This window comes from Streptomyces sp. f51, from assembly GCF_037940415.1.
Taxonomy (GTDB): Bacteria; Actinomycetota; Actinomycetes; order Streptomycetales; family Streptomycetaceae; genus Streptomyces.
This window is the reverse complement of the sequence record NZ_CP149798.1, coordinates 3,465,001-3,484,822: the sequence shown is the minus strand read 5'-3', so window position 1 is coordinate 3,484,822 and position 19,822 is coordinate 3,465,001. Positions and strand designations below refer to the sequence as shown.

General features: G+C 73.5%; 12 protein-coding genes (1 of these 12 cut by a window edge). 6 read left to right on the top strand and 6 right to left on the bottom strand.

What is annotated here, in order from left to right; genetic code table 11:
- Positions 1–61: 61 nt before the first annotated feature.
- The 3 genes from trmB to WJM95_RS15185 form a co-directional block, all read right to left on the bottom strand.
- A complete protein-coding gene (gene trmB, locus WJM95_RS15195) occupies positions 62–898 on the bottom strand; it encodes a tRNA (guanosine(46)-N7)-methyltransferase TrmB (RefSeq protein WP_339130284.1) in 837 nt (278 codons plus the stop codon).
- Between the two features lie 63 nt (positions 899–961).
- On the bottom strand, positions 962–2,167 hold the full coding sequence (lhgO, locus tag WJM95_RS15190; protein WP_339130283.1) for an L-2-hydroxyglutarate oxidase: 1,206 nt from the start codon (positions 2,165–2,167) through the stop codon (positions 962–964).
- A 143-nt stretch (positions 2,168–2,310) separates the two neighbouring features.
- Positions 2,311–3,732: an MFS transporter gene (locus tag WJM95_RS15185; RefSeq protein WP_339130282.1), complete on the bottom strand. Its 1,422-nt coding sequence runs from the start codon at positions 3,730–3,732 to the stop codon at positions 2,311–2,313.
- Positions 3,733–4,631: 899 nt separating this feature from the next.
- Here WJM95_RS15185 and WJM95_RS15180 point away from each other — a divergent pair.
- Positions 4,632–6,725 carry an asparagine synthase-related protein gene (locus WJM95_RS15180; RefSeq protein ID WP_339130281.1) on the top strand — a complete coding sequence of 698 codons (2,094 nt, stop codon included), beginning with the start codon at positions 4,632–4,634 and terminating at the stop codon, positions 6,723–6,725.
- Between the two features lie 412 nt (positions 6,726–7,137).
- Positions 7,138–10,602 (top strand): BTAD domain-containing putative transcriptional regulator, encoded by a 3,465-nt coding sequence (locus WJM95_RS15175; RefSeq protein ID WP_339130280.1) that lies wholly within the window; start codon positions 7,138–7,140, stop codon positions 10,600–10,602.
- Between the two features lie 4 nt (positions 10,603–10,606).
- Here WJM95_RS15175 and WJM95_RS15170 read toward each other — a convergent pair whose 3' ends face one another.
- Positions 10,607–12,613, bottom strand: a complete 2,007-nt coding sequence (locus WJM95_RS15170) for a sigma-70 family RNA polymerase sigma factor (protein ID WP_339130279.1) — start codon at positions 12,611–12,613, stop codon at positions 10,607–10,609.
- Positions 12,614–12,878: 265 nt separating this feature from the next.
- Complete coding sequence (locus WJM95_RS15165; protein WP_339130278.1) at positions 12,879–13,664, bottom strand: helix-turn-helix domain-containing protein; 786 nt, start codon at positions 13,662–13,664, stop codon at positions 12,879–12,881.
- Between the two features lie 373 nt (positions 13,665–14,037).
- Here WJM95_RS15165 and WJM95_RS15160 point away from each other — a divergent pair, with 373 nt between their 5' ends.
- The 3 genes from WJM95_RS15160 to WJM95_RS15150 all read left to right on the top strand — a co-directional run bounded on the left by WJM95_RS15160 (position 14,038) and on the right by WJM95_RS15150 (position 18,138).
- A complete protein-coding gene (locus tag WJM95_RS15160) occupies positions 14,038–15,402 on the top strand; it encodes an NAD(P)/FAD-dependent oxidoreductase (protein ID WP_339130277.1) in 1,365 nt (454 codons plus the stop codon).
- A gap of 130 nt (positions 15,403–15,532) precedes the next feature.
- Entirely contained in the window at positions 15,533–17,200 is a 1,668-nt protein-coding gene (locus WJM95_RS15155; RefSeq protein ID WP_339130276.1) for a SpoIIE family protein phosphatase, read from the top strand.
- A 122-nt stretch (positions 17,201–17,322) separates the two neighbouring features.
- Entirely contained in the window at positions 17,323–18,138 is an 816-nt protein-coding gene (locus WJM95_RS15150; RefSeq protein ID WP_339130275.1) for a methyltransferase domain-containing protein, read from the top strand.
- Between the two features lie 89 nt (positions 18,139–18,227).
- Here WJM95_RS15150 and WJM95_RS15145 read toward each other — a convergent pair whose 3' ends face one another.
- The gene (locus WJM95_RS15145; protein WP_339130274.1) at positions 18,228–19,502 is read right to left on the bottom strand and encodes an MFS transporter; all 1,275 of its coding nucleotides are present in this window, start codon (positions 19,500–19,502) and stop codon (positions 18,228–18,230) included.
- 182 nt (positions 19,503–19,684) lie between these two features.
- Between WJM95_RS15145 and WJM95_RS15140 the strand changes: the two genes are divergently transcribed.
- Positions 19,685–19,822, top strand: the start of a protein-coding gene (locus tag WJM95_RS15140; RefSeq protein ID WP_326786919.1) for a MarR family transcriptional regulator. It continues 411 nt past the right edge of the window; the window shows 138 of its 549 coding nt (coding positions 1–138); the start codon lies at positions 19,685–19,687; its stop codon lies off the right edge, out of view.

Sequence of the window (19,822 nt, the reverse complement as noted above, 5' to 3'; positions counted from 1 at the left end):
CCCGCGACGGTAACCGGGTCCCGGGGAATTCCCGGCGGACGCCGGCGGGTGGGTGCGCGGGTCAGTCGTCCGAGGTGTGCTGGTTTCGATGCTGTACGCGTCGGAAGAGGAGGTCGTTCACCACATGACCCTTGTCCAGTCCCTGGCCCTCGAAACGGGTCAGCGGCCGGAACTCGGGACGCGGCGCGAAACCGCCGTCGGGCACGGTGTTCTCGAAGCCGGGGTGCGCGGTCAGCACGTCCAGCATCTGTTCGGCGTACGGTTCCCAGTCCGTCGCGCAGTGCACGAGCGCGCCCGGGGCGAGCCGGGTCGCGGCGAGGTCCAGGAACTCCGGCTGGATCAGGCGCCGCTTGTGGTGGCGCTTCTTGGGCCAGGGGTCGGGGAAGAAGACGCGCAGGCCGTCCAGGGAGTCGGGCGGGAGCATCTCGCGGAGCAGGATGATCGCGTCGCCGTTGGCGACACGGACGTTGGTCAGCCCGCTGCGTTCGGCGAGGTTGAGCAGGTTGCCCTGGCCGGGAGTGTGCACGTCCACGGCGAGGATGCCTGTCCCCTGGTCCTCGGCCGCCATCAGCGCGGTGGCCTCCCCCATGCCGAAGCCGATCTCCAGCACGACGGGGATGTCCGCCCCGAACAGCTGCGCCAGGTCGAGCGTGCCCTGTCCGTCGATGTCCAGACCCCACTGGGGCCACAGCCGCCGCAACGCGTCCGCCTGTCCGGTCGTCACCCGGCTGCGGCGCGGCTGGAAACTCCGGATCCGCCGCTCGAAGTGCGAGCCGGCGGGATCCGCCTGCGGACCGTGGGGGAAGCGGGGCTCGCCCTTGGCACGGTGGTGACGCGGCGAGCCGTCCTCGGGGGAGGCGGGCCGGGTCTCTTCGGTGGAGTCGAGGAAATCAGACACAGTGGGGTCGATTTTACGGGGACGGGACCGCGAGGCGGCCCGTCCCCGGCGCCGGGTGGAGTGTCAGACCGCTGCCAGGGACGCCAGGGCGCGGCGGGCGACCTCGCGGCCGATCGGGAGGGAGGCGGTGGCCGCGGGGGACGGGGCGTTCAGCACGTGCACGGTCCTCGGGCCCTCCTTGATCAGGAAGTCGTCGACCAGGGTGCCGTCCCGCAGGACCGCCTGGGCGCGGACGCCGGCGGCGGCGGGGACCAGGTCCTCGGGCGTCACCGCGGGCAGCAGCCGCCGCACCGCCTGCGTGAACGCCGTCTTCGACACCGACCTGCGCAGCTCCCCGGCTCCATAGCGCCAGTGCCGCCGGGCTATGTGCCAGGAACCGCGCCAGGACAGGGTCCCGCCCAGTTCACGCGGCCGGACGACTCCCCATCCGTAGCCCTCACGGGCGAGGGCAGGCACCGCGTTGGGGCCGACGTGCACGCCGCCGTCGATGCCCCGGGTGAGATGGACGCCGAGGAAAGGGAACGCAGGGTCGGGAACCGGATACACCAGGCCCCGCACCAGCTCGGGCCGCGCCAGCGTGTAGTACTCGCCACGGAAGGGGACGATCCGCATCCCGGGGTCGTCGCCCATGAGCCGGGCCGTCTCGTCGCAGTGCAGTCCCGAGCAGTTCACGAGCACCCGCCCGCGGACGACGGTCCCGTCGGCCGTGCGCACGGCCACACCCAGATGCGGACGGCGGTCGGCGCGCACCACCTGCGCTCCGTACCGGATCTCCGCCCCGGAGGCTTCCCCGAGCCGGCGGGCCACCGCCACGTAGTCGCAGATGCCCGTGGTGCCGACGTGGATGGCGGCGAGGCCGCGGACCTCCGGTTCGTAGTCGGTGAGCTGGGCCGGGCCCAGTTCCTTGACCGGGATGCCGTTCTCCCGGCCGCGCTGGACCAGGCCGTGCAGACGGGGGAGCTCCGACTTGTCCGTCGCGACGATCAGCTTGCCGGTGACGGCGTGCGCGATGTCGTACTCCGCGCAGAACTTGACCATCTCCGCGGCGCCCTGGACCGCGAACCGCGCCTTCAGGGAGCCGGGGCGGTAGTAGATCCCACTGTGGATCACCCCGCTGTTGCGCCCGGTCTGGTGCCGGGCGGGCCCCGTCTCCTTCTCCAGCACCGTCACCCGGGTGCCCGGCGCCGCCTGTGTGATGGCATAGGCCGTCGACAGGCCGACGATCCCGCCGCCGATCACCAGCACATCGCAGTCGTACGCGCTCCGCATCCGCACCACCTTCCGGCCTCGATAGTGCACTGCGCCACTGACAACGCCCTCAAACCCGAGGACGGCACCCCGCGATTCTTTCGCGCCGCGGGGCCGTGGCGCTCCCTTTGCGCCGGATCCCCCCGGGCGCTCCCTCGGACGCTCTAGGCGGGGGCCATCAGCAGCGGACGGGCCCGCTCCCGCAGCTCCACCACGCGCGGCTCGTCGCCGTACGGCTCCAGCCGGTGCAGCAGGTCCTTCACGTACTCGGTGGTGCGCGCGGAGGAGATGCGCCCCGCGACCTCCACCGCCCGCACGCCCTGCTCGCACGCCGCGTCCAGATTGCCGGACTCCAGCTCGGCGACCGCCGACACCACCAGGCGCAGCCCGTGCGAGCGCACGAACTCCTCCGTCGGCTTCGACAGTGCCTGTTCGGTGAAGCGGCGCACCTGGCGCGGCGCCTTCAGGTCGCGGTAGCACTCGGCGGCGTCGGCCGCGAAGCGGTCGTAGCCGTAGAAGCCGAGCCAGGACGGGTCGTTGTCGCCGTCGCGGGCCCGCTCCAGCCAGCCCTCGGCGGCCTTCAGCGCCGCGCCGGCCGCCTGGGCGTCGCCCGCGCGAGCGTGGGCCCGTGCCTCGACGAGCCGGAAGAAGCTCATGGTGCGGGCCGTGGCGAGACCGCGGTTGCGCTCCAGGGCGGCCTGGGCGAGGTCGACGCCCTCGTCGCCGAAGCCCCGGTAGGTCGCCTGGAGGGACATGGAGGCCAGGACGTAGCCCCCGAGGGGCACGTCGGCGGCCGCGCGGGCCAGCCGCAGCGCCTGGATGTAGTACCGCTGCGCGGCCTCCTGCTGGCCCGTGTCGAAGGCCATCCAGCCCGCGAGCCGGGTGAGCTCCGCCGACGCGCCGAACAGCGCCCTGCCGACCTCGTCGGAGTAGGAGCCGAGCAGCAGCGGCGCCGCCTCCACCCGCAGACACTCGGGCACCATGGACGAACGCCAGTCGCCGCCCCCGTACTTGGAGTCCCAGCGCCTCGCGTCCTCGGCCGCCTCGCGGAGTTTCAGCACATCGCTGTGGCCGACTTTCAGCGGCGCTCCGGAGCCCTCGCCCGGATTCACCTCGCGCGCCACCGAACTGTCGGCCGGGGTTATCAGCCAGCGTGAGGCGGGAGTCGCGTAGGCGCTCACGGCGAAGGAGCCGGCCAGTGACTGCCAGATGCCGCCGCCCGCCCGGCGCCCGGCGAGGTCGAGGCGGTACAGCTCCGTCGCCGACCGCACCGCCTGCCCGACGTCACGGGGGAAGGCGAGTCCCACTTCCGGCGCGGGATCCGCGTCCGCCAGGCCGATCTCGTGGAGCGGCACGGGACGGCCGAGCTTCTGGCCGATGGCGGCCGCGATGAGGTGCGGCGCGGCACCCTGCGGCACCATGCCCTTCGACACCCAGCGCGCCACCGACGTCTTGTCGTAGCGAAGAGTCAACCCGCGTTGAGCGCCAAGATCGTTGACACGACGCGCGAGTCCTGCGTTGCTGATTCCCGCGAGGGCGAGAACGGCGCCGAGTTTTTCGTTCGGCCCGCGTTGCTCCCTGGACATGCGCCACCCCTCGACACAGACGGCTGCCGCGGTGGCATAACCACGCGGCATTCGTAAACCCAGCGTAGTTCGCCCGATCCCCTGCGTTAAGGGGCGTACGTCCGGTTGGCGGGATTGTGGTCCGTACGACTGTACGGACTGTCGCGGTGTGCTCCTGTGCGTGTGGCCGTGCGCCCGTCCGTGCGCTCTTCTCCGGCCACCGCGGGGAGCGCTTCCATGGAACGTGCGTGGGTCGGCCCGCTGTACTGGATCCAGTGGGCTGGGGGACACCGCCGCCTACATCCCCGCGGGCGGCGGACCGGTCCGGGGGGCGAACTCCGCCTCCCGGACTGTGCGTTGCCGAAGCGGTGCGCAAGGCCTGTACGGAGCGTGTCCGTGACGGTGCGCCCATCGCCGATTTGGCCGAAAACCGATGGCCGCCTCTGAGGGCAATCAGGGCTCCCACCATACGAGTTGAGGGCGCGAAGGGCGTCCTGGGGGAGCGTATCGGGGGCGCATTCGCGTCGACCTGTCGGGGGTCGGGTGGCGTCGGAGAGGTGGCCCGCGAGGGGTGCCGGCCGGCGGGCCTTCGTGCGGCAATTGGGCTGCGGTGAGGGGCTCGTGGGCCGGACCGGCGTCGGGCTCGGCCGAGATCCGGCTCGGGGTCCTGTAGTCGGTGTCCGTGGCCGTCCCCGGGGATTTCTTCACCGTGGTTCCGGCTGTGAGTTTTCCCCTCAACAGCCTTTGCGGGGAGGGTATTTGCGGGTGGAGTGGCTCCGTGCGGCGGCGCGGGTGCCCGTGCGGGGGCGCACTCCGGGGAGCGCAAGCCGCCGCAGAGACCCTCCCATACGCCTCCTTCGTGGCAGCATGGTGCCGAGTTCGTACGGTGCACTGGTTGTCCACAGCCTGTGGAGGCGGCGATGCGATGGTTGGTGGGGTGGAGCAGCACCGTCGCCAGAGCGTCCGCGATCGGCTCGGCGGGCGCCACGGGCAACGAGGGCGAGACCGTGCACCCCGTGGGTTCCCAACTCCTGTGGGGTGACCCCGATCCGCTGTGGGCCGTCGGTGACTGGCGCCCCGACGAGGTGCGCGTGGTGAAGGCCGACGCCGAGAACCGCATCGCCGTCCTCGGCGTCTGCGGGGCCACCGACGACGAACTGAGGGTCGGACTGTTCGCCGCGCGCGGCGGAGCACTGCGCCACCTCACCAACTGGTCGGGCAGCTACACCGCCGTCGTCCAGGTCGGCCGCCGGGTGACCGTCTGCGGAGACCTCGCCGGCGCCCGGCCCGTGTTCTACACCCCCTGGGCGGGCGGTACGGCCTACGCCACCGCCGCCCTCCCGCTCGCCGACCTCATCGAGGCCAACCTCGACTTCGGGCACCTGGCCGCGATGCTCGCCGCCCCCGACGTCCCCGCCGCGGTCCACGACTCCACCCCGTACGAGGGCGTGCGCCGCATTCCGCCGGGACACACGCTCGTCCTGCGGGCCGGGGCGCGGGAGATCGCCGGGTACGAACCCGTCGCCTCCCTCGCCGTCGCCGCCCCCATCGCCGACCCCGCGATCGCCGTGGACGCCGTACGGGACGCCCTCGTGGAGGCCGTCCGCGCCCGCCTCTCCGCTCCCCGCCACGTGCCGGGCACCGACGTGGACCCCGGGCCCGTGCCCGGCATGGGACCCGCCGAGCGCCGTGCCGCGCGCGGCACACCGGTGCCGGGCATCGGGGCCGACCTCTCCGGCGGACCCGCCTCGGGAACCCTCGCGCTGCTCGCCGCCGGCCTTCCCGGGGCGCCCGGCACGGTCCTCGGGCACGGCACCGGCGCCGGGGAACGGCTCCTGGCGGTCACCTTCAACGACCTCGCCGTGCGGGACCGCGAAGCCGAGCTGGAGCGGGCCGGGACGCTGGCCGCCAACCCCCGGCTGCACCACGTGGTCGTCACCGGGGGCGAGGAGACGCTCCCCTACGCCGACCTGGAGGGGCCCCTGACCGACGAGCCGGGGCCCTCCCTGGTGACCGCGGCCCGCCACCGCGCGCGGCTCGCCTCCGGCAGCGCGGACCACTTCACCGGCTACGGCGCGCGGCAGGTGCTCGACGCCCATCCGGCGCGGCTCGCCGATCTGCTCATGGACCGCAAACGGCGCCATCTGGTGCGCCCCGTCGCCGCGTTGACGAAGGCCGACGGCTCGGTGATGGTCCCCGCGCGCGTGTACGGCGCGGCGCGCAAGCTCGCCCGTACGCCCTATCGCACCGGGGTCGACGTCCTCGCCGAACAGTTGATGAACCGGCGGTTCGAGGATCCGGGAGACGCGGTGGGCGCGTCGCTCGCCGCGCTCAGCTGGGCGAGACCCGGGCCGGCGGCGCGCTGGCTGACCGGGGAGGCACTGGCTGAAGTATCGGTTCGCCTGCAAGGGGGCGGGGGGCGGCCGAACATCGGTCCCGGGCAGCGGCCGGGGGATTTCCGCGCCCGGGCGGCACTGGCCCGCCACGCGGCCGACATCCGCGTCCTGGAGCAGGCGGCCGAGATCCGCTTCCAGCGGCTGCACACGCCGTTCCTGGACAACCAGGTCGTGCGGGCGTGCCGGGGGCTGCCGGAGGCGCTGCGGGTGCAGCCGGGGGCGCGGGCGGCGATTCTGCGGACGGTGCTCGAAGGGGCCGGGGTGGCCGAACTGCCCTCCGGGTGGGGGGCTCCGTCCCACGCGTCCTCCGCGGCGGCGGCCCGCACCGGGATGCGGGTGGCGGCGGATTCCCTGATCTCCCTGTTCGACACGCCGCTGCTCGCGCAGGCGGGGCTGGTCGAGGCGCGCGTCGTCCGCAAGGCGCTGCGCTCGGCGGCGGAGGGGGCGCCGCTGCCGCTCGACGGGCTGGCCGATCTCGTGTCGCTCGAACTGTGGCTGCGGCGGTTGCTGGCGCGGCGGGGGACGTGCTGGACGGGGACGCCGGCGCGTCAGCGGGCCGTGCCTGCGGGGATAGTTCCGCAGGGGAGGGCGCTGGGGGCGGGGGCCGGGCACGTCTGACCGCTGCGGGTTCGGTTCGGTTTGGTGGGTGGGTCGGGGCCGTGCCGGTGCATCAGCCCGTCGCCGTTGGGTGAGGTGTGACCGTCGGTGGCGACGGGCATCGATGTACCGGCCCGGCCCCTCGCGTTCGATTCCGGGTGCGGGTGAGATTTTCAGCCCCTCCGGCGTTTGAGGAGCGGGGGCTGGGGCGGAGCCCCGGGGGGGGGGTCTCTGCGCCGGGCGGCCCTTCGGGTTCCGGTTCCGGGGAGCGTTCAGCCCCTCTGGGGATTGAGGAGCGGGGGGCTGGGGGCGGAGCCCCGGGTTCGGGTTGGGTAGGGGCGGAGGGGGCGAAAGAAGGGTTTTGGCGGGGGTGGCGTCCGAGGGGGAGCGGCCGGGCGGTGACCTGGGGTGGGTGGGCGGTGAGAATGGGGGCGTGCGGTACAGGATTCTGGGGGTTGCCCAGGCTGAGGACGACCGGGGGACCCTCGTCACGGTGGGCGGCCCCCGGGTCCGAGCCCTGCTCACAGCCCTGGCGAGCCACCCCGCCCGCACCCTGTCCCCGGACACCCTCATCGACGAGGTATGGGCGGACACCCCACCCCAGGACGCCCCAGCCGCCCTACAGGCCCTGATCGGCCGCCTCCGCAGGGCCATCGGCAGGGACGCGGTCGCCTCGGAGGCCGGCGGCTACCGCCTCCGGGCCACCCGCGACGACGTGGACCTGTTCGTGTTCGAGCGGCTCGTCACGGAGGGCAGGACCGCCCTCGGCACCGGCGACGCCCCCGCCGCCGCCGCCCGCCTGCGCGAAGCCCTCGCCCTGTGGCGCGGCCCGGCCCTCGCGGACCTCCCCGACCGCACCGCCGCGACCCGCCCGGAGGCCCTGCGCCTGGAGGCGACGCGCAGCCGTGTCGAGGCGGACCTGCGACTCGGCCGCGCCTGCGACGTCGTACCGGAGCTGAGGGAACTGACGACGGCCCACCCGTACGACGAGGCGCTGCACGCCCTGCTCATCCGCGCCCTGCGCGAGACCGGCCGGGGCGCCGACGCGCTGGCCGCCTACGAGGACGTACGCCGTGCCCTGATGGACGGCCTCGGCACGGACCCCGGTCCTGAACTGCGGGACCTCTACGCCGCGTTGCTCGACCCCGGGCAGACCGGGGAACCGCGCGAACCCGAGTCCGCGGCGGACCGGGCCGCGCCGACCGCCGGTCCCGGGGATCCCTCGCGGGGCCGGGGCACCGGAAACCTCCGGCCCCGGCTGAACTCGTTCGTCGGGCGGGAACGGGAGGTCGGGGCCATCCGTTCGGATGTGCAGAGGGCACGCCTGGTCACGCTGACCGGACCGGGCGGTTCGGGGAAGACCCGCCTCGCCGAGGAAGCCGCCGCCGGGCTTCCGCAGGCGTGGCTGGTCGAGCTGGCCCCGCTCGACCGGCCCGAGGCGGTCCCGGGCGCGGTGGTCAGCGCCCTCGGTCTGCGCGAGACCGCGCTGATCACCAACGAGATGGCGGCCCCGCAGGACGACCCGCTCGCCCTGCTCGTCGAGTACTGCGCCCGGCGCAGCCGGCTCCTGATCCTTGACAACTGCGAGCACGTGATCGACGCGGCGGCCGAACTCGCCGAGACGCTGCTGACCCGCTGCCCTGGGCTCACGATCCTCGCCACCAGCCGTGAACCCCTCGGCGTCCCCGGCGAGCTGGTGCGGCCGGTCGAGCCGCTCCCGCCCGTCTCCGCGCGCCGCCTCTTCATGGAACGGGCCCGCGTCGTGCGCCCCGAAGCCGCCACCGCGCCGCACGACTCCGCCGCCGTGGACGAGATCTGCCGACGGCTCGACGGCCTGCCCCTGGCCATCGAACTCGCCGCGGCGCGGCTGCGGCTGCTCACCCCGCAGCAGATCGCCGACCGGCTCGACGACCGCTTCCGGCTGCTCACCTCGGGCAGCCGCACGGTGCTGCCCCGCCAGCAGACCCTGCGTGCCGTCGTCGACTGGTCCTGGGACCTGCTCGACGAACGGGAGCGGACCGTGCTGCGCGAGGCGTCCGTGTTCGCGGGCGGCTGGGACCTGGCCGCCGCGGAGGCCGTGTGCACCGGCCCCGCGGCCGATCTCGTCGGCGCGCTGGTCGACAAGTCCCTCCTCGTCGCCACCCCCGACGGCATGGACGGCCCGGGCGGCGGCATGCGCTATCGCATGCTGGAGACCATCCACGAGTACGCCACCGAGCGCGCCGCCGAGGTTCCCGTCCTGCGGGCCGCCGCCGAGCGGCGCCACCGCGCGTGGGTGCGCGCCCTGGCCGAGGAGGCCGAGCCCCAGCTGCGCTCGGCCGGTCAACTCCCCTGGATCCGCCGCCTGGAGACGGAGCTCGACAACATCCGGGCGGCCCTCGGGCGCGCGCTGGCGGCGCGCGACGAGGAGGAGGCGGCCGCCCTGGTCCTCGACATGGGCTGGTTCTGGTGGCTGCGCAACTTCCGTCACGAGGGCATCGAATGGACGGAACTCGTCCTGAGACTGGGCGCGTTGCTCGACGCGACGGCCGGTGATCGCGCGGCGCCGGACACCGGCTCCGAGTCCGGCTCCGGTTCCGCGTCCGGGTCCAGGTCCGGTTCTGACACCGGCTACGGTTCCGAGTCCGAGTCCAGGTCCGGTTCTGACACCGGCTCCGGGTCCGGGTCCGGTGACGGTCTTCTCGCCGCGCTCGGACGTGTCGACCCGGTGGCCGCCTTCCTCGATCATCCCGAGCGCGACGAGCGGCACCCGCTGCACTCCGTCCGGATGCGGGTGCGCATGCTCCACCTGTTCATGAAGGTGGACGTCGTCCCGCTGGACGAGTGGGAGGACAAGCGGCTGCGGGAGTACGTGGGGCGGGTGCGGGGCTCCTTCGAGCGCGGTGGTCCCGACGCGGCCCGTATGCCGGGGATCGTCTGGCCGATGGCCGCGCACTTCCTCGGCGACCCGGACGACATGGGACCCGCGATGGACGCGACCGTCGCCAACTGCCGTGTGTACGGCGGCGAATGGGAGATCGGCGTCGCCCTGATGTTCCGTACGCACATGGTCGTCGACGCTCCGGGCGGCATGCCGGGGGTGGATGAGGACCTGGAGGAACTGCGCGGGCTCAGCCGGCGGGTCGGGGACCGCTGGATGCGCGCCCAGGTGTGCAGCGCGGCCGGTGAGGCGGCCATGGCGCGCAGCCGGTTCGACGAGGCCAAGGGCGAGTACGACGAGGCGCTGCGGCTCGCCTACGAGGTGGGGGCGTACGCGGAGGTGCCGTTCCTCATGGCGCGGCTGGCCGAGATCGCCCACCGCGCGGGCGAGCGTTCCCTGGCCCTGGCGACGCTGGACGAGGCGAGCGCCGCCGCCGACCAGTACGGAGTGACGGACTCCCGGGCCTTTGTGCATCTGCTGCGGGCCCAGGTGGTCCTGGACGGCGGGGAGGTCGCCCTCGCGCGCGAACTGTGCGAGAAGTCCCGCCAGGAAGGCATGCGGGGCACCCCGCCGCCGCAGTTCACGGCGGGGCTGAACTGGCTCGACGCCCTGGTCACGGCCGCCGAGTCAGGACCGGTGCCGGGCCTGCGGAAACTGGCCGCCGCGCTGCGGTACGCGATGGACGTGCGGTGCGCCGACGTGGTGACCTCCGCCTTCGTCGAGAGCGCCGCGCGTCTGCTCACCGAGCTCGGCGACCACGCGGCGGCGGCGCGGCTGGCGGCCGCCGGCACCGACTGGCGTGGCGGGGATCTGCGTTCCGCCGCCGAGAGCGCCGACGTCCGGCGCGTCGAGGCCGCCGCTCTCGCGGCCCTCGGTCCCGGGCGCTACGCGTCCGAGCGGGCCCGGGGCTCCGGCTACACCCAGGAACAGGCCCTCGCGGACCTGACCGAGACGCTCGGGGCGTACCCCGCCGGGTAGGGGCTCACCGGCACAGGAACTTCGACTCCGCCCAGTCGCCGAGCGACGTCGAGTCGAACGGGCTGTGGGGCTCGACGACGAACCGGACGGTCCGGTGACCGGTGAGGTCCACATGGACGGGGACCGCGGGATCGCCGCCCTCGACCAGCGGCGACCGCCACAGCAGGGACCCGTCCGCGTAGACGGAGAACCGCAGCCTGCCCAGCCCCAGCATCAGATCGTCGACACCGGCCAGGGCGTCGTACGAGGTGCAGTCGCGGTTGAGGTCGATCGTGACGGAGGAACGGCCGTGGACGGTGACGCCGTACGCGTACCGGGTGTTCGCGATGCGCATGCGGTCGCGCTGCCACACCCAGCTGCTCTCGCCGAGCCGCATCTCCGGCTCGGTGTGGTCACCGGCGACGTCGTAGTCCAGGTCGCTCCACCGGTAGGCGCTGGGGGCGGGCGGGGGAGGCGTGGGGGTGGGCGTCGGGGTGGGTTCGGGCGCGGGCGACTCCGGCGAGGGCGTCGGAGCGGGGGGCGGGGCGGGGGTGGGGGACGGACTCGGGCTCGGGGCGGCGTGGGCTGCCGGCTTCGGCGCGGGCTCGGGGGCCGCCGCGAGGGGGGCCACGGGGGCCGGTCCGTGGGCAGGCACCGCCGGTTTCGGCACGGGGGGCTTCGTGGGCGGCGCCGGTGAGGGCACCGGCGCCTCGACGGCGGGTGAGGCCGCCGGACGTGCCTCGGGCCGTCGGGCGGGGCCCTCGTTGCCGACCAGGGACAGTGCCACCGCCGCCGCGGCCACCGCGACGACACCTGCCGCGATACCGGCCTTGACCGGTGCGCCGAGACCCTCGGAGAGCGCGGCGCCGCCCCCGGCGCCCGCCCCCGACGAGCCGCCGCCCGCGGCTCCCGCCGCGCCCGCGGCTCCCGCCGCACCGGCCCCGGCGCCCCCGGCGACGAGCGCGAGGACCTTCGCGTACCCGGCGGTCCCGAACCAGCCGATGACCGCCACCGGCACGACCGCGGGGATCCCGCCGGCCACTTCCTTGATCTGGCCCGCGGCCAGGCGGCACCTGGCGCACTCCTCCAGGTGCTTGCGCAGGCCCCGTTCGGCGCGGGTGCGCAGCCCGCCGCGGGCGTAGGCGCCGAGCCGGTCGGCGTGGCGCGCGCACTCCTCGTCCAGGGTGAGCGCGGTGCTCACGTGCGCCTGGAGGTAGGCCTGTCTGAGTCCTTCGCGGGCGCGGCTGGCGAGCACCCGGGTGCCGTTCGCGTCGAGCCCGAAGAGCGTGGCGACCTCGCTCGGGGACTCGTCCTCGACCTCGGTGTGCCACAGCACGGCCTGCCAGCGCTCCGGCAGCGAGCGGAAGGCCCGCATGGCCATGGATTGTTCGGCCTCGTGCATCGCGCGCACGTCCGCGCCGAGGTCGAGGGTGTCGTCGTCGGAGACCTCGGATCCGCGGGCGGCCTGTGCGGCGAACACCGCGAAGTCGTCGACCAGTTGCTCGCGCCTGGCCGTCTTCGTCCAGTGCGCGGCGACCCGGCGGACGGTGGTGAGGAGATAGGCGCGCACGGCGTGTTCGGGGCCGCTTCCGCCGCGTACGGCCTGGAGCATCCGGGCGAACACCTCGGCCGTGAGGTCGTCGGCGGTGTGCGGGTCGCGGCAGCAGGTGCGGGCGTAGCGGCGGACGGCCTCGGCGTGCCGGCGGTACAGCTCCTCGTACGCCGTGTCGTCGCCCGCGCGCATCCGCTCGATCAGACCGGCGTCGGGGGGCGGGGTGTCGGCCGGAGGCGGCAGTTCGCGAGGGGGCGGCAGGACGCTGCCCTCGCGGGGGTCCCAGCGGTCGCGCTGCGAGGGAACACCGGCCTCCGGGGCCGCTCCGTCCGGGTCACCGCCGTCCGGACGCTCGCCGCGCGGGCTCGTGCCGTGCGGGCCGCCCTGGCTCGGCACCTGGCGTGATGGTGAGCCGCCGGTTTCCGTGCCGCCGTCGGCGCCGCCGTCACCGAGTGACTCGTCCCGCCCGTCACCGCTCACGCCGAAAAGCCCCCGCCTGCACACTCGGACCCGAATACCGGGACAGAGTGCCACAGGTCCCCGAGTGGCACCCCTTCGTACGAACCAACCACTCGTCCGAGGGGATTTGTCGCTCGGCAGTACTAACTGCCCACCGTTCTGGGCATGGTGAACAGCCGCCGTACGCGAAAGCACGACGCCCCCGGAGACGAATCGTGCGCGACTCGTCTCCGGGGGCGTCCATGTGCTCGGGAACCCGGCCGTTTCGCCGAGGCCCTCGGTTCGTTCACGCCGGACGCGAGCGCAGGCCCTCCAGCAGGATGTCGAGGAGCCGGGCCGAGGCCGCCGCCTGCTGGGCCGCGTCCGGCAGCGAGGGCGCCGCCGTCGCGATGACCAGCAGCACGTCCGCCACGGTGACGTCGGCGCGCAACTCGCCCGCCGCACGCGCCCGGTCGACGAGCCGTCCCACCACTTCGAGCAGCGCCGCCGCGCCGGCGTCGTCCACCTCGGCGATCACCGGCGCCTCCTCGGGGGAGGGCCGCTGCTCGACGAGCCGCAACTCGGGCGCGGACTGGGACCGCTGCTGCGGCACCCGTGCCCCGTCCGGCTCCGTGCCGTCCTCGGCCACGCCGACCCGCAGCACCTGCGGCGGCAGCAGCCGTCCGGCGCCCGAGGCCACCGACGTGCGCAGGAAGCGCGAGAGCGCCGACCACGGCTCGTCCTCCTGGCCGAGCGCGGCGCGGGCCTGGTCGGTCAGCCGGGAGGTCTCCTCCTCGGCTATCCGGCGCACCAGGACGTCCTTGCTCGGGAAGCGCCGGTACACCGTGCCGACACCGACCCTCGCCCGCCGGGCGACGTCCTCCATCGGCGCGCCGTACCCCAGCTCGCCGAAGACCTCGCGCGCCGCCCGCAGTACGTGTTCGAGATTGCGCTGTGCGTCCACACGCAGCGGTGCCGTGCGCGATCCGTCAGCCGGACCGCGGCCGTTGCCGCCCGTCGCCGCCGCGCCGTTCATCGCACCGCCTGGTGCGACGGCTGACGCGGAAGACCAATGAGAGTCCTGAATGTGCATAAGTGTTCCCCCGGTAATGACGTCTCCCCCCGGAGACTCTCCCCGCCATCGACAGACCGGAGCGTGTGGAACAGGCCGATGCACGAGCCCGTCCCACGGACCCGCCGAGCGCATCCCCCTACACCCCGTCGACACACGAACATAGTTGAGCGGGGGTCAATTCAGAAGGGGCAGGTTCCGCACAGAGCGCCCCCCGATCGGAGTACGGACCCCGTACGTCCCGATTGCGCCCTGTCCGGGCACCCCTCCGGCCGCCTTGACCTGCGGGTTTTCCCTAGACTCCGGCAAATCGGCCAACTCTGCACGTTGTCGGCGGCCGGTCACACAAATTGTCGGGGCTGTGGACAAACTCCGGAGCGGCGTGCGTCATGGGGTGGTGAAGGAACGTGCGCGCATTCTCATCGTCGGTGGCGGCTACGTCGGGATGTACACCGCCCTGCGCCTCCAGCGGCAGTTGAAGCCCGAACTGAAGCGGGGCGAGGTCGAGATCACGGTCGTGTCGCCCGACCCGTACATGACCTATCAGCCGTTCCTTCCCGAAGCCGCCGCGGGCTCGATCTCGCCGCGTCACGTGGTCGTCCCGCTGCGCCGGGTCCTGGACCGCTGCCGGATCGTCATCGGCGAGGTCCGGTCCATCGACCACGCCAAGCGCACCGCCACGCTCACCACCCTGGCCACCGAGGAGGAGGGCGCGGGCGACGAGCAGATCACCTACGACGAACTCGTGCTCGCCCCCGGCTCGGTCTCCCGCACCCTGCCCATCCCCGGACTCGCCGAGTTCGCCATCGGCTTCAAGACGGTCGAAGAGGCCATCGGTCTGCGCAACCACGTCATCGAGCAGATGGACATCGCCTCCTCCACCCGCGATCCCGCCGTCCGCGACGCGGCCCTGACCTTCGTCTTCGTGGGAGGCGGATACGCCGGCGTGGAAGCGCTCGGCGAACTGGAGGACATGGCCCGCTACACCGCGCGGTACTACCACAACCTCAAGCCCGAGGACATGAAATGGATCCTCGTCGAGGCCTCGGACCGCATCCTGCCCGAGGTCGGCGAGGAGATGGGCAGGTACACGGTCAGCCAGTTGCGCCGGCGCAACATCGAGGTACGCCTCCGGACCCGTCTCGACAGCTGCGCGGACCGGGTCGCCGTCCTCAGTGACGGCGCGCGCTTCCCGACCCGCACCGTCGTATGGACCGCCGGCGTGAAACCGCACCCCGTCCTCGCCGCGACCGACCTCCCCCTGAACGAGCGCGGCCGGCTCAGGTGCACCCCTCAGCTCACCGTCGACGGCGCCCCGCACGCGTGGGCCGCGGGAGACGCCGCCGCCGTCCCCGACGTGACCGCCGAACCCGGCAAGGAGACCGCGCCCAACGCCCAGCACGCCGTTCGCCAGGCGAAGGTCCTCGGCGACAACCTCGCGCACACCCTGCGGGGCGAACCCCTGGAGACGTACTCCCACAAGTACGTCGGCTCGGTCGCGTCCCTCGGACTGCACAAGGGAGTCGCACACGTCTACGGCCGCAGGCTGAGGGGCTATCCTGCCTGGTTCATGCACCGCGTCTACCACCTCAGCAGGGTGCCGACCTTCAACCGCAAGGCCCGTGTGCTCGCCGAATGGACCCTGGCGGGTCTCTTCAAGCGGGAGATCGTGTCCCTCGGTTCACTCGAACACCCCCGTGCGGAGTTCGAACTGGCGGCCGGGGGAAAGCCTCCGACCGACCCGAAGGGGTCGTCCTGACCGGACCGAGGAACTCCACCGGCAGGGACGGCGTCTGACGGAAGCAGACCCGGTCGGTCAGACTGCCAGACAGGTCCACGACTTTGGGCGGGTGCACCGCTCGCCCTTCTAACACGAGGCTTTCCCCACTGTGAACTTCACGCGCTGGAGCGCCCGGCTCCCCGGAACGCAGCGCCGCGCCGCAGCGCGGACCGAGCACACGGCGGACCACACGGCCGCCCCGGACCGGCGCGGGGAAGGCTCCGTACCGGCGGCCCGCGTCGAGCAGCTGACCGACGAGACCCCTCCCGGGCTCGCCGTCGACCAGCTCCCGGTGTGCGCGGTCCTCGACCGCGTCCCCGCCCTCGTCGCCCTCGTGCACGGCCCCGACCACCGTGTCTCGTACGTCAACGACGCCTACACCGCGGCCTTCGGCACCCGCCCCACCGGTGAACCCGCGCGCGAGGCACTGCCCGAGCTCGACGAACTCGGTCTGCTGCCGCTGCTCGACCAGGTCCTGCGCAGCGCCAAGCCCCGCACGGTCAAGTCCCGCAAGGTGTCGACCGGCCGCTCGTACACGTTCACCTGCACCCCCGTGGACACCTCCGCGGAGCGCGACGGCCGCGGCGTCCTCGTCTTCGCCACCGACGTCACCGACCACGCCGAGGCCGCGGAACGGCTGCGCGCCAGCGAACGCCGCCAGCGCGAGACCGCCGTCACCCTCCAGCGCTCCCTGCTCCCGCAGGAGCTGGAGGAACCCGACGACCTGCGCATCGCGGCCACCTACCTGCCCGGCGGCACCGAGGCGGCGGTCGGCGGCGACTGGTACGACGTGATCACCCTCGGCGGGGGCCGCACCGCGCTCGTCATCGGCGACGTCATGGGCCGCGGGGTCCGCGCGGCGGCCGTCATGGGCCAGCTGCGCACGGCCGTGCGCGCGTACGCCCGGCTCGACCTGCCGCCGCACGAGGTGCTCCAGCTCCTCGACGGCCTGGCCACCGAGATCGACGCCAACCAGATCGCCACCTGTGTGTACGCGATCCACGACCCGAACGAGGGGCGGCTGGTGTACGCCTCGGCCGGCCACCTGCCGATCCTGGTCCGTGACGAGAACGGCACCGTCCACCGCGCCGACGAGCCGACCGGGCCGCCGCTGGGCACCGGCGGCTGGCTGCACGCCTCCGGCTCGGTGCCGCTGGCACCCGGCTCCACCGCCGTCCTGTACACGGACGGCCTGGTCGAGCGCAGGGACGAGGACCTCGACGAGGGGATCGCCTCCCTGGAACGCGCCCTCGCCGGCGCCACCGGCAGCCCCCAGGTGATTTGCGACCGCCTGGTCCGCGCGGCCGGCGTCACCGCCGACCACGACGACGACGTCGCCGTGCTGGTCCTCCAGCACCCCTCCCGTACGGGCTCCGACGGCGAGCTCTTCCGCAACGCCGCCCTGGAACTCCTCGGCGGCATGGAAGCGGCCCCCCGCGCGCGTGCCTTCGCCTCCGGCGTCCTGGCCAGCTGGCGCTTCCCCGGCGATCTGCACGACCTCGGCGTCCTGGCCGCCAGCGAACTCGTCGCCAACTCGCTCCAGCACGGCACCCCGCCCATGCGGCTGCGTCTGCGCCGCACCGACCGCCGCCTGATCATCGAGGTCACCGACGGCGACGACCACCTCCCGCGCCGCCGCCGAGCGGAACCCGGCGACGAAGCGGGCCGCGGCATCGCGATCGTGGCCACGATCGCCTCCGCCTGGGGCTCCCGCCGCACACCGGGCGGCGGGAAAGCGGTCTGGTGCGAGTTCGCGCTCCCGCGCGCGGGGAACTGACCCCGCACGCCGGAATCCACCGCCGCGCCCCGGAGGAATTCCGGGACCGGGACGGGATCCCTTAGCGGGGCGGATCCGCGCGCCCCCTGGCCGGGACTGCCGCCCGGTGCTAAGAGCTCCCCATGGCAGACGAATCGGGCTTTCAGCTCAAAGGAAGTGGCCCCGAGCGCTACGAGCGGTACGCGGCACCGTTCATGGCGCCCTTCGTGGAGGCGATCCTGGACGCGGTCGACCTGTACCCCGGCGCCAAGGTGCTCGATCTGGCCTGCGGCACCGGCTTCGCGGCCCGCGCTGCGGCGGCCCGGGTCGGCCCCGCGGGCCGGGTCTCGGGAGCGGACGTCAACGCGGGCATGATCGGCTTCGCCGCCGAGCACGCGCCGCGCATGTATCCGGACATCGAGTTCACCGTCGCCTCCGCCGACCGGCTCCCCTACGAGGACGCGGCCTTCGACGCGGTCGTCTGCCAGCAGGGCGTCCAGTTCTTCCCCGACCTGGACACGGCCTTCGCCGAGGCGGCCCGGGTGACCCGCCCCGACGGCCGCTTCGCCGCCACCGCGTGGGCCGCCAGGGAACTCATCCCGTACTTCGTCGCCCAGTACGAGGCGGTCGAGGAGTACGGAGGCAAGGAGCTGGCGGCGAACTACGAGGGGGCGTTCTCCGGCACCCCCGAGCGTCTCTCCGCCGCCCTGCGAGCCGCCGGCTTCCACGACGTCGCCGTCCGCCAGGTCACCTTCGGCATCGCGTTCCCGCCCCTGAGCGCCTACGCCCCCGGCCAGCTGTCGTCCACATCCTGGGGACAGGCGATCGTCGACACCGCGGGCGAGGACACCCTCCTGCGCGCCGGGCGGGCCGTCCACACCCGCCTCGCCGAGCACACCGCCCCCGACGGCACCGCGACGCTCCCCTTCACCGCCAACCTGCTGACCGGCGTCCGCTGAGACCGCACACGAAACGGCCGCCATCACGTCCTTCCGTGATGGCGGCCGTCGTCGGTCCGCGTCCCGTCCCGCTCCCGCGGGGCCGCCCGTCAGGCGGCGGCGGGCACCGGCTCGGCCGGAGCCCCGCCCTGCGCGACCACCCGGCTCTTCGCGAGCCACGGCTGATTCTGTACGGGGGTGAGCCGCCGCCCGAGCCGCAGGGCCAGGACGGTGATGCCGAGGGAGAAGAGCAGGAACGTCACGACGTACGGGCCGTGCAGCGAGGCCCCCATCGGACCGCCCACCGCAGGGCCGATCGCCAGCGCGAGCTGCTTCACCAGGGCGAAGGCCGAGTTGTACTGGCCCGCCATGCCTGCCGGCGCCAGATCGGCGACCAGCGGGGCGACCGTCGGCGACAGCATCGCCTCACCGAGCCCGAAGAGCGCGTACGTCGAGACGAAGGCCGCCGTGGCCATCGTCCTGCTGCCGTGTCCGAGGCCCGCGTAACCGGCCGCCACCCAGGCCACGGCCCAGATGAGCCCGACCGCCGCGATCACCCGCGACCGCTTGCGGCGCTCGACGAACTTCAGCACCGCGAACTGCGCGACCACGATCATCGCCGTGTTCGCCGCCATCGCCGTGCCGAGGGCGGACGTGGAGATCCCGGCGGCCTCCACGCCGTACGCGGAAAGACCCGACTCGAACTGTCCGTAGCAGGCGAAGAACAGCACGAAGCCCAGCACGGAGAGCTGCACCATGGCCCGGTTGCCCAGCAGCTCCTTCCAGCTGCCGCCCCTGGACCGAGGAGCGGCCTCGTCGATCCGGGGCGCGCGCGGCATCCGGACAGTTGCCATGATCACGACCAGCACCAGGAACATCGCCGCCTCGATCGCGAACAGCAGCGTGAACGAGCTCGCCCGGTCCGGGTCGACGATGTGGCCGCCGATGAGACCACCGATACCGAGGCCCAGGTTCTGGAGGAAGAACTGGGTCGCGAAGGCGCGCGAGCGGGTGTCCGCCGAGGAGCAGTCCACGATCATCGTCGCGAGCGACGGCTGCATCACGGCCTGCCCGGCGCCGAGGGCCGCCGCCGACAGCACCACGGTCGTCGCGCTGTTCGCCAGACCGAGGCTCAGCGCACCCAGGGCGGCGGTGACCAGCGCGACGAGCAGGACCGGCAGAGGACCGCGCCGGACGATCGCCCGGCCCGCGAACGGCAGCACGACGAGAGCGGCCACGGCGAAGACGGCGAGCACGACGCTCGCCGTCATGGAGCCGAGTCCCCGCACCTGCGCCACATAGACGTAGAGGAAGGGGACGGTAAAGCCGAGCCCGAACGCGCTGAGCGCGTTGCCGACGTGGATCCGGCGCATCGCTGCGCCCATCGCCCTGGTCACTTTCACCTGCCTTGGTCGTGAAGCCGTACGGGCCGCCCCGCCGGATCCCGTGTCGTGACACGTTTCCCATGCATGGATGCAAGCCTGAAGACTTCAAAGCTAAAGTTCGAGGTTGAACTCTACACCTTGAAGGACTTCGACACCAAGCGACGTCATGCGATACTCGGGCCATGGGCGACACCCCCGGCGTCAGCGAGCCGACACTCGAAGAACAGATCGCCGCCTACCAGCGCGAATTCCAGGACCTCGACCCCCAGGTCGAGAAGATCGTCTCGGCGCTGTCCCGCCTCAACCGGCGGATGAACGTC

Excerpts from the sequence above, each read along its gene's own strand:
- WJM95_RS15145 (WP_339130274.1), bottom strand. The coding sequence starts at position 19,502 with ATGGGCGCAGCGATGCGCCGGATCCACGTCGGCAACGCGCTCAGCGCG.
- lhgO (WP_339130283.1), bottom strand. The coding sequence starts at position 2,167 with ATGCGGAGCGCGTACGACTGCGATGTGCTGGTGATCGGCGGCGGGATC.
- WJM95_RS15180 (WP_339130281.1), top strand. The coding sequence starts at position 4,632 with ATGCGATGGTTGGTGGGGTGGAGCAGCACCGTCGCCAGAGCGTCCGCG.
- WJM95_RS15150 (WP_339130275.1), top strand. The coding sequence starts at position 17,323 with ATGGCAGACGAATCGGGCTTTCAGCTCAAAGGAAGTGGCCCCGAGCGC.
- WJM95_RS15165 (WP_339130278.1), bottom strand. The coding sequence starts at position 13,664 with ATGCACATTCAGGACTCTCATTGGTCTTCCGCGTCAGCCGTCGCACCA.
- WJM95_RS15185 (WP_339130282.1), bottom strand. The coding sequence starts at position 3,732 with ATGTCCAGGGAGCAACGCGGGCCGAACGAAAAACTCGGCGCCGTTCTC.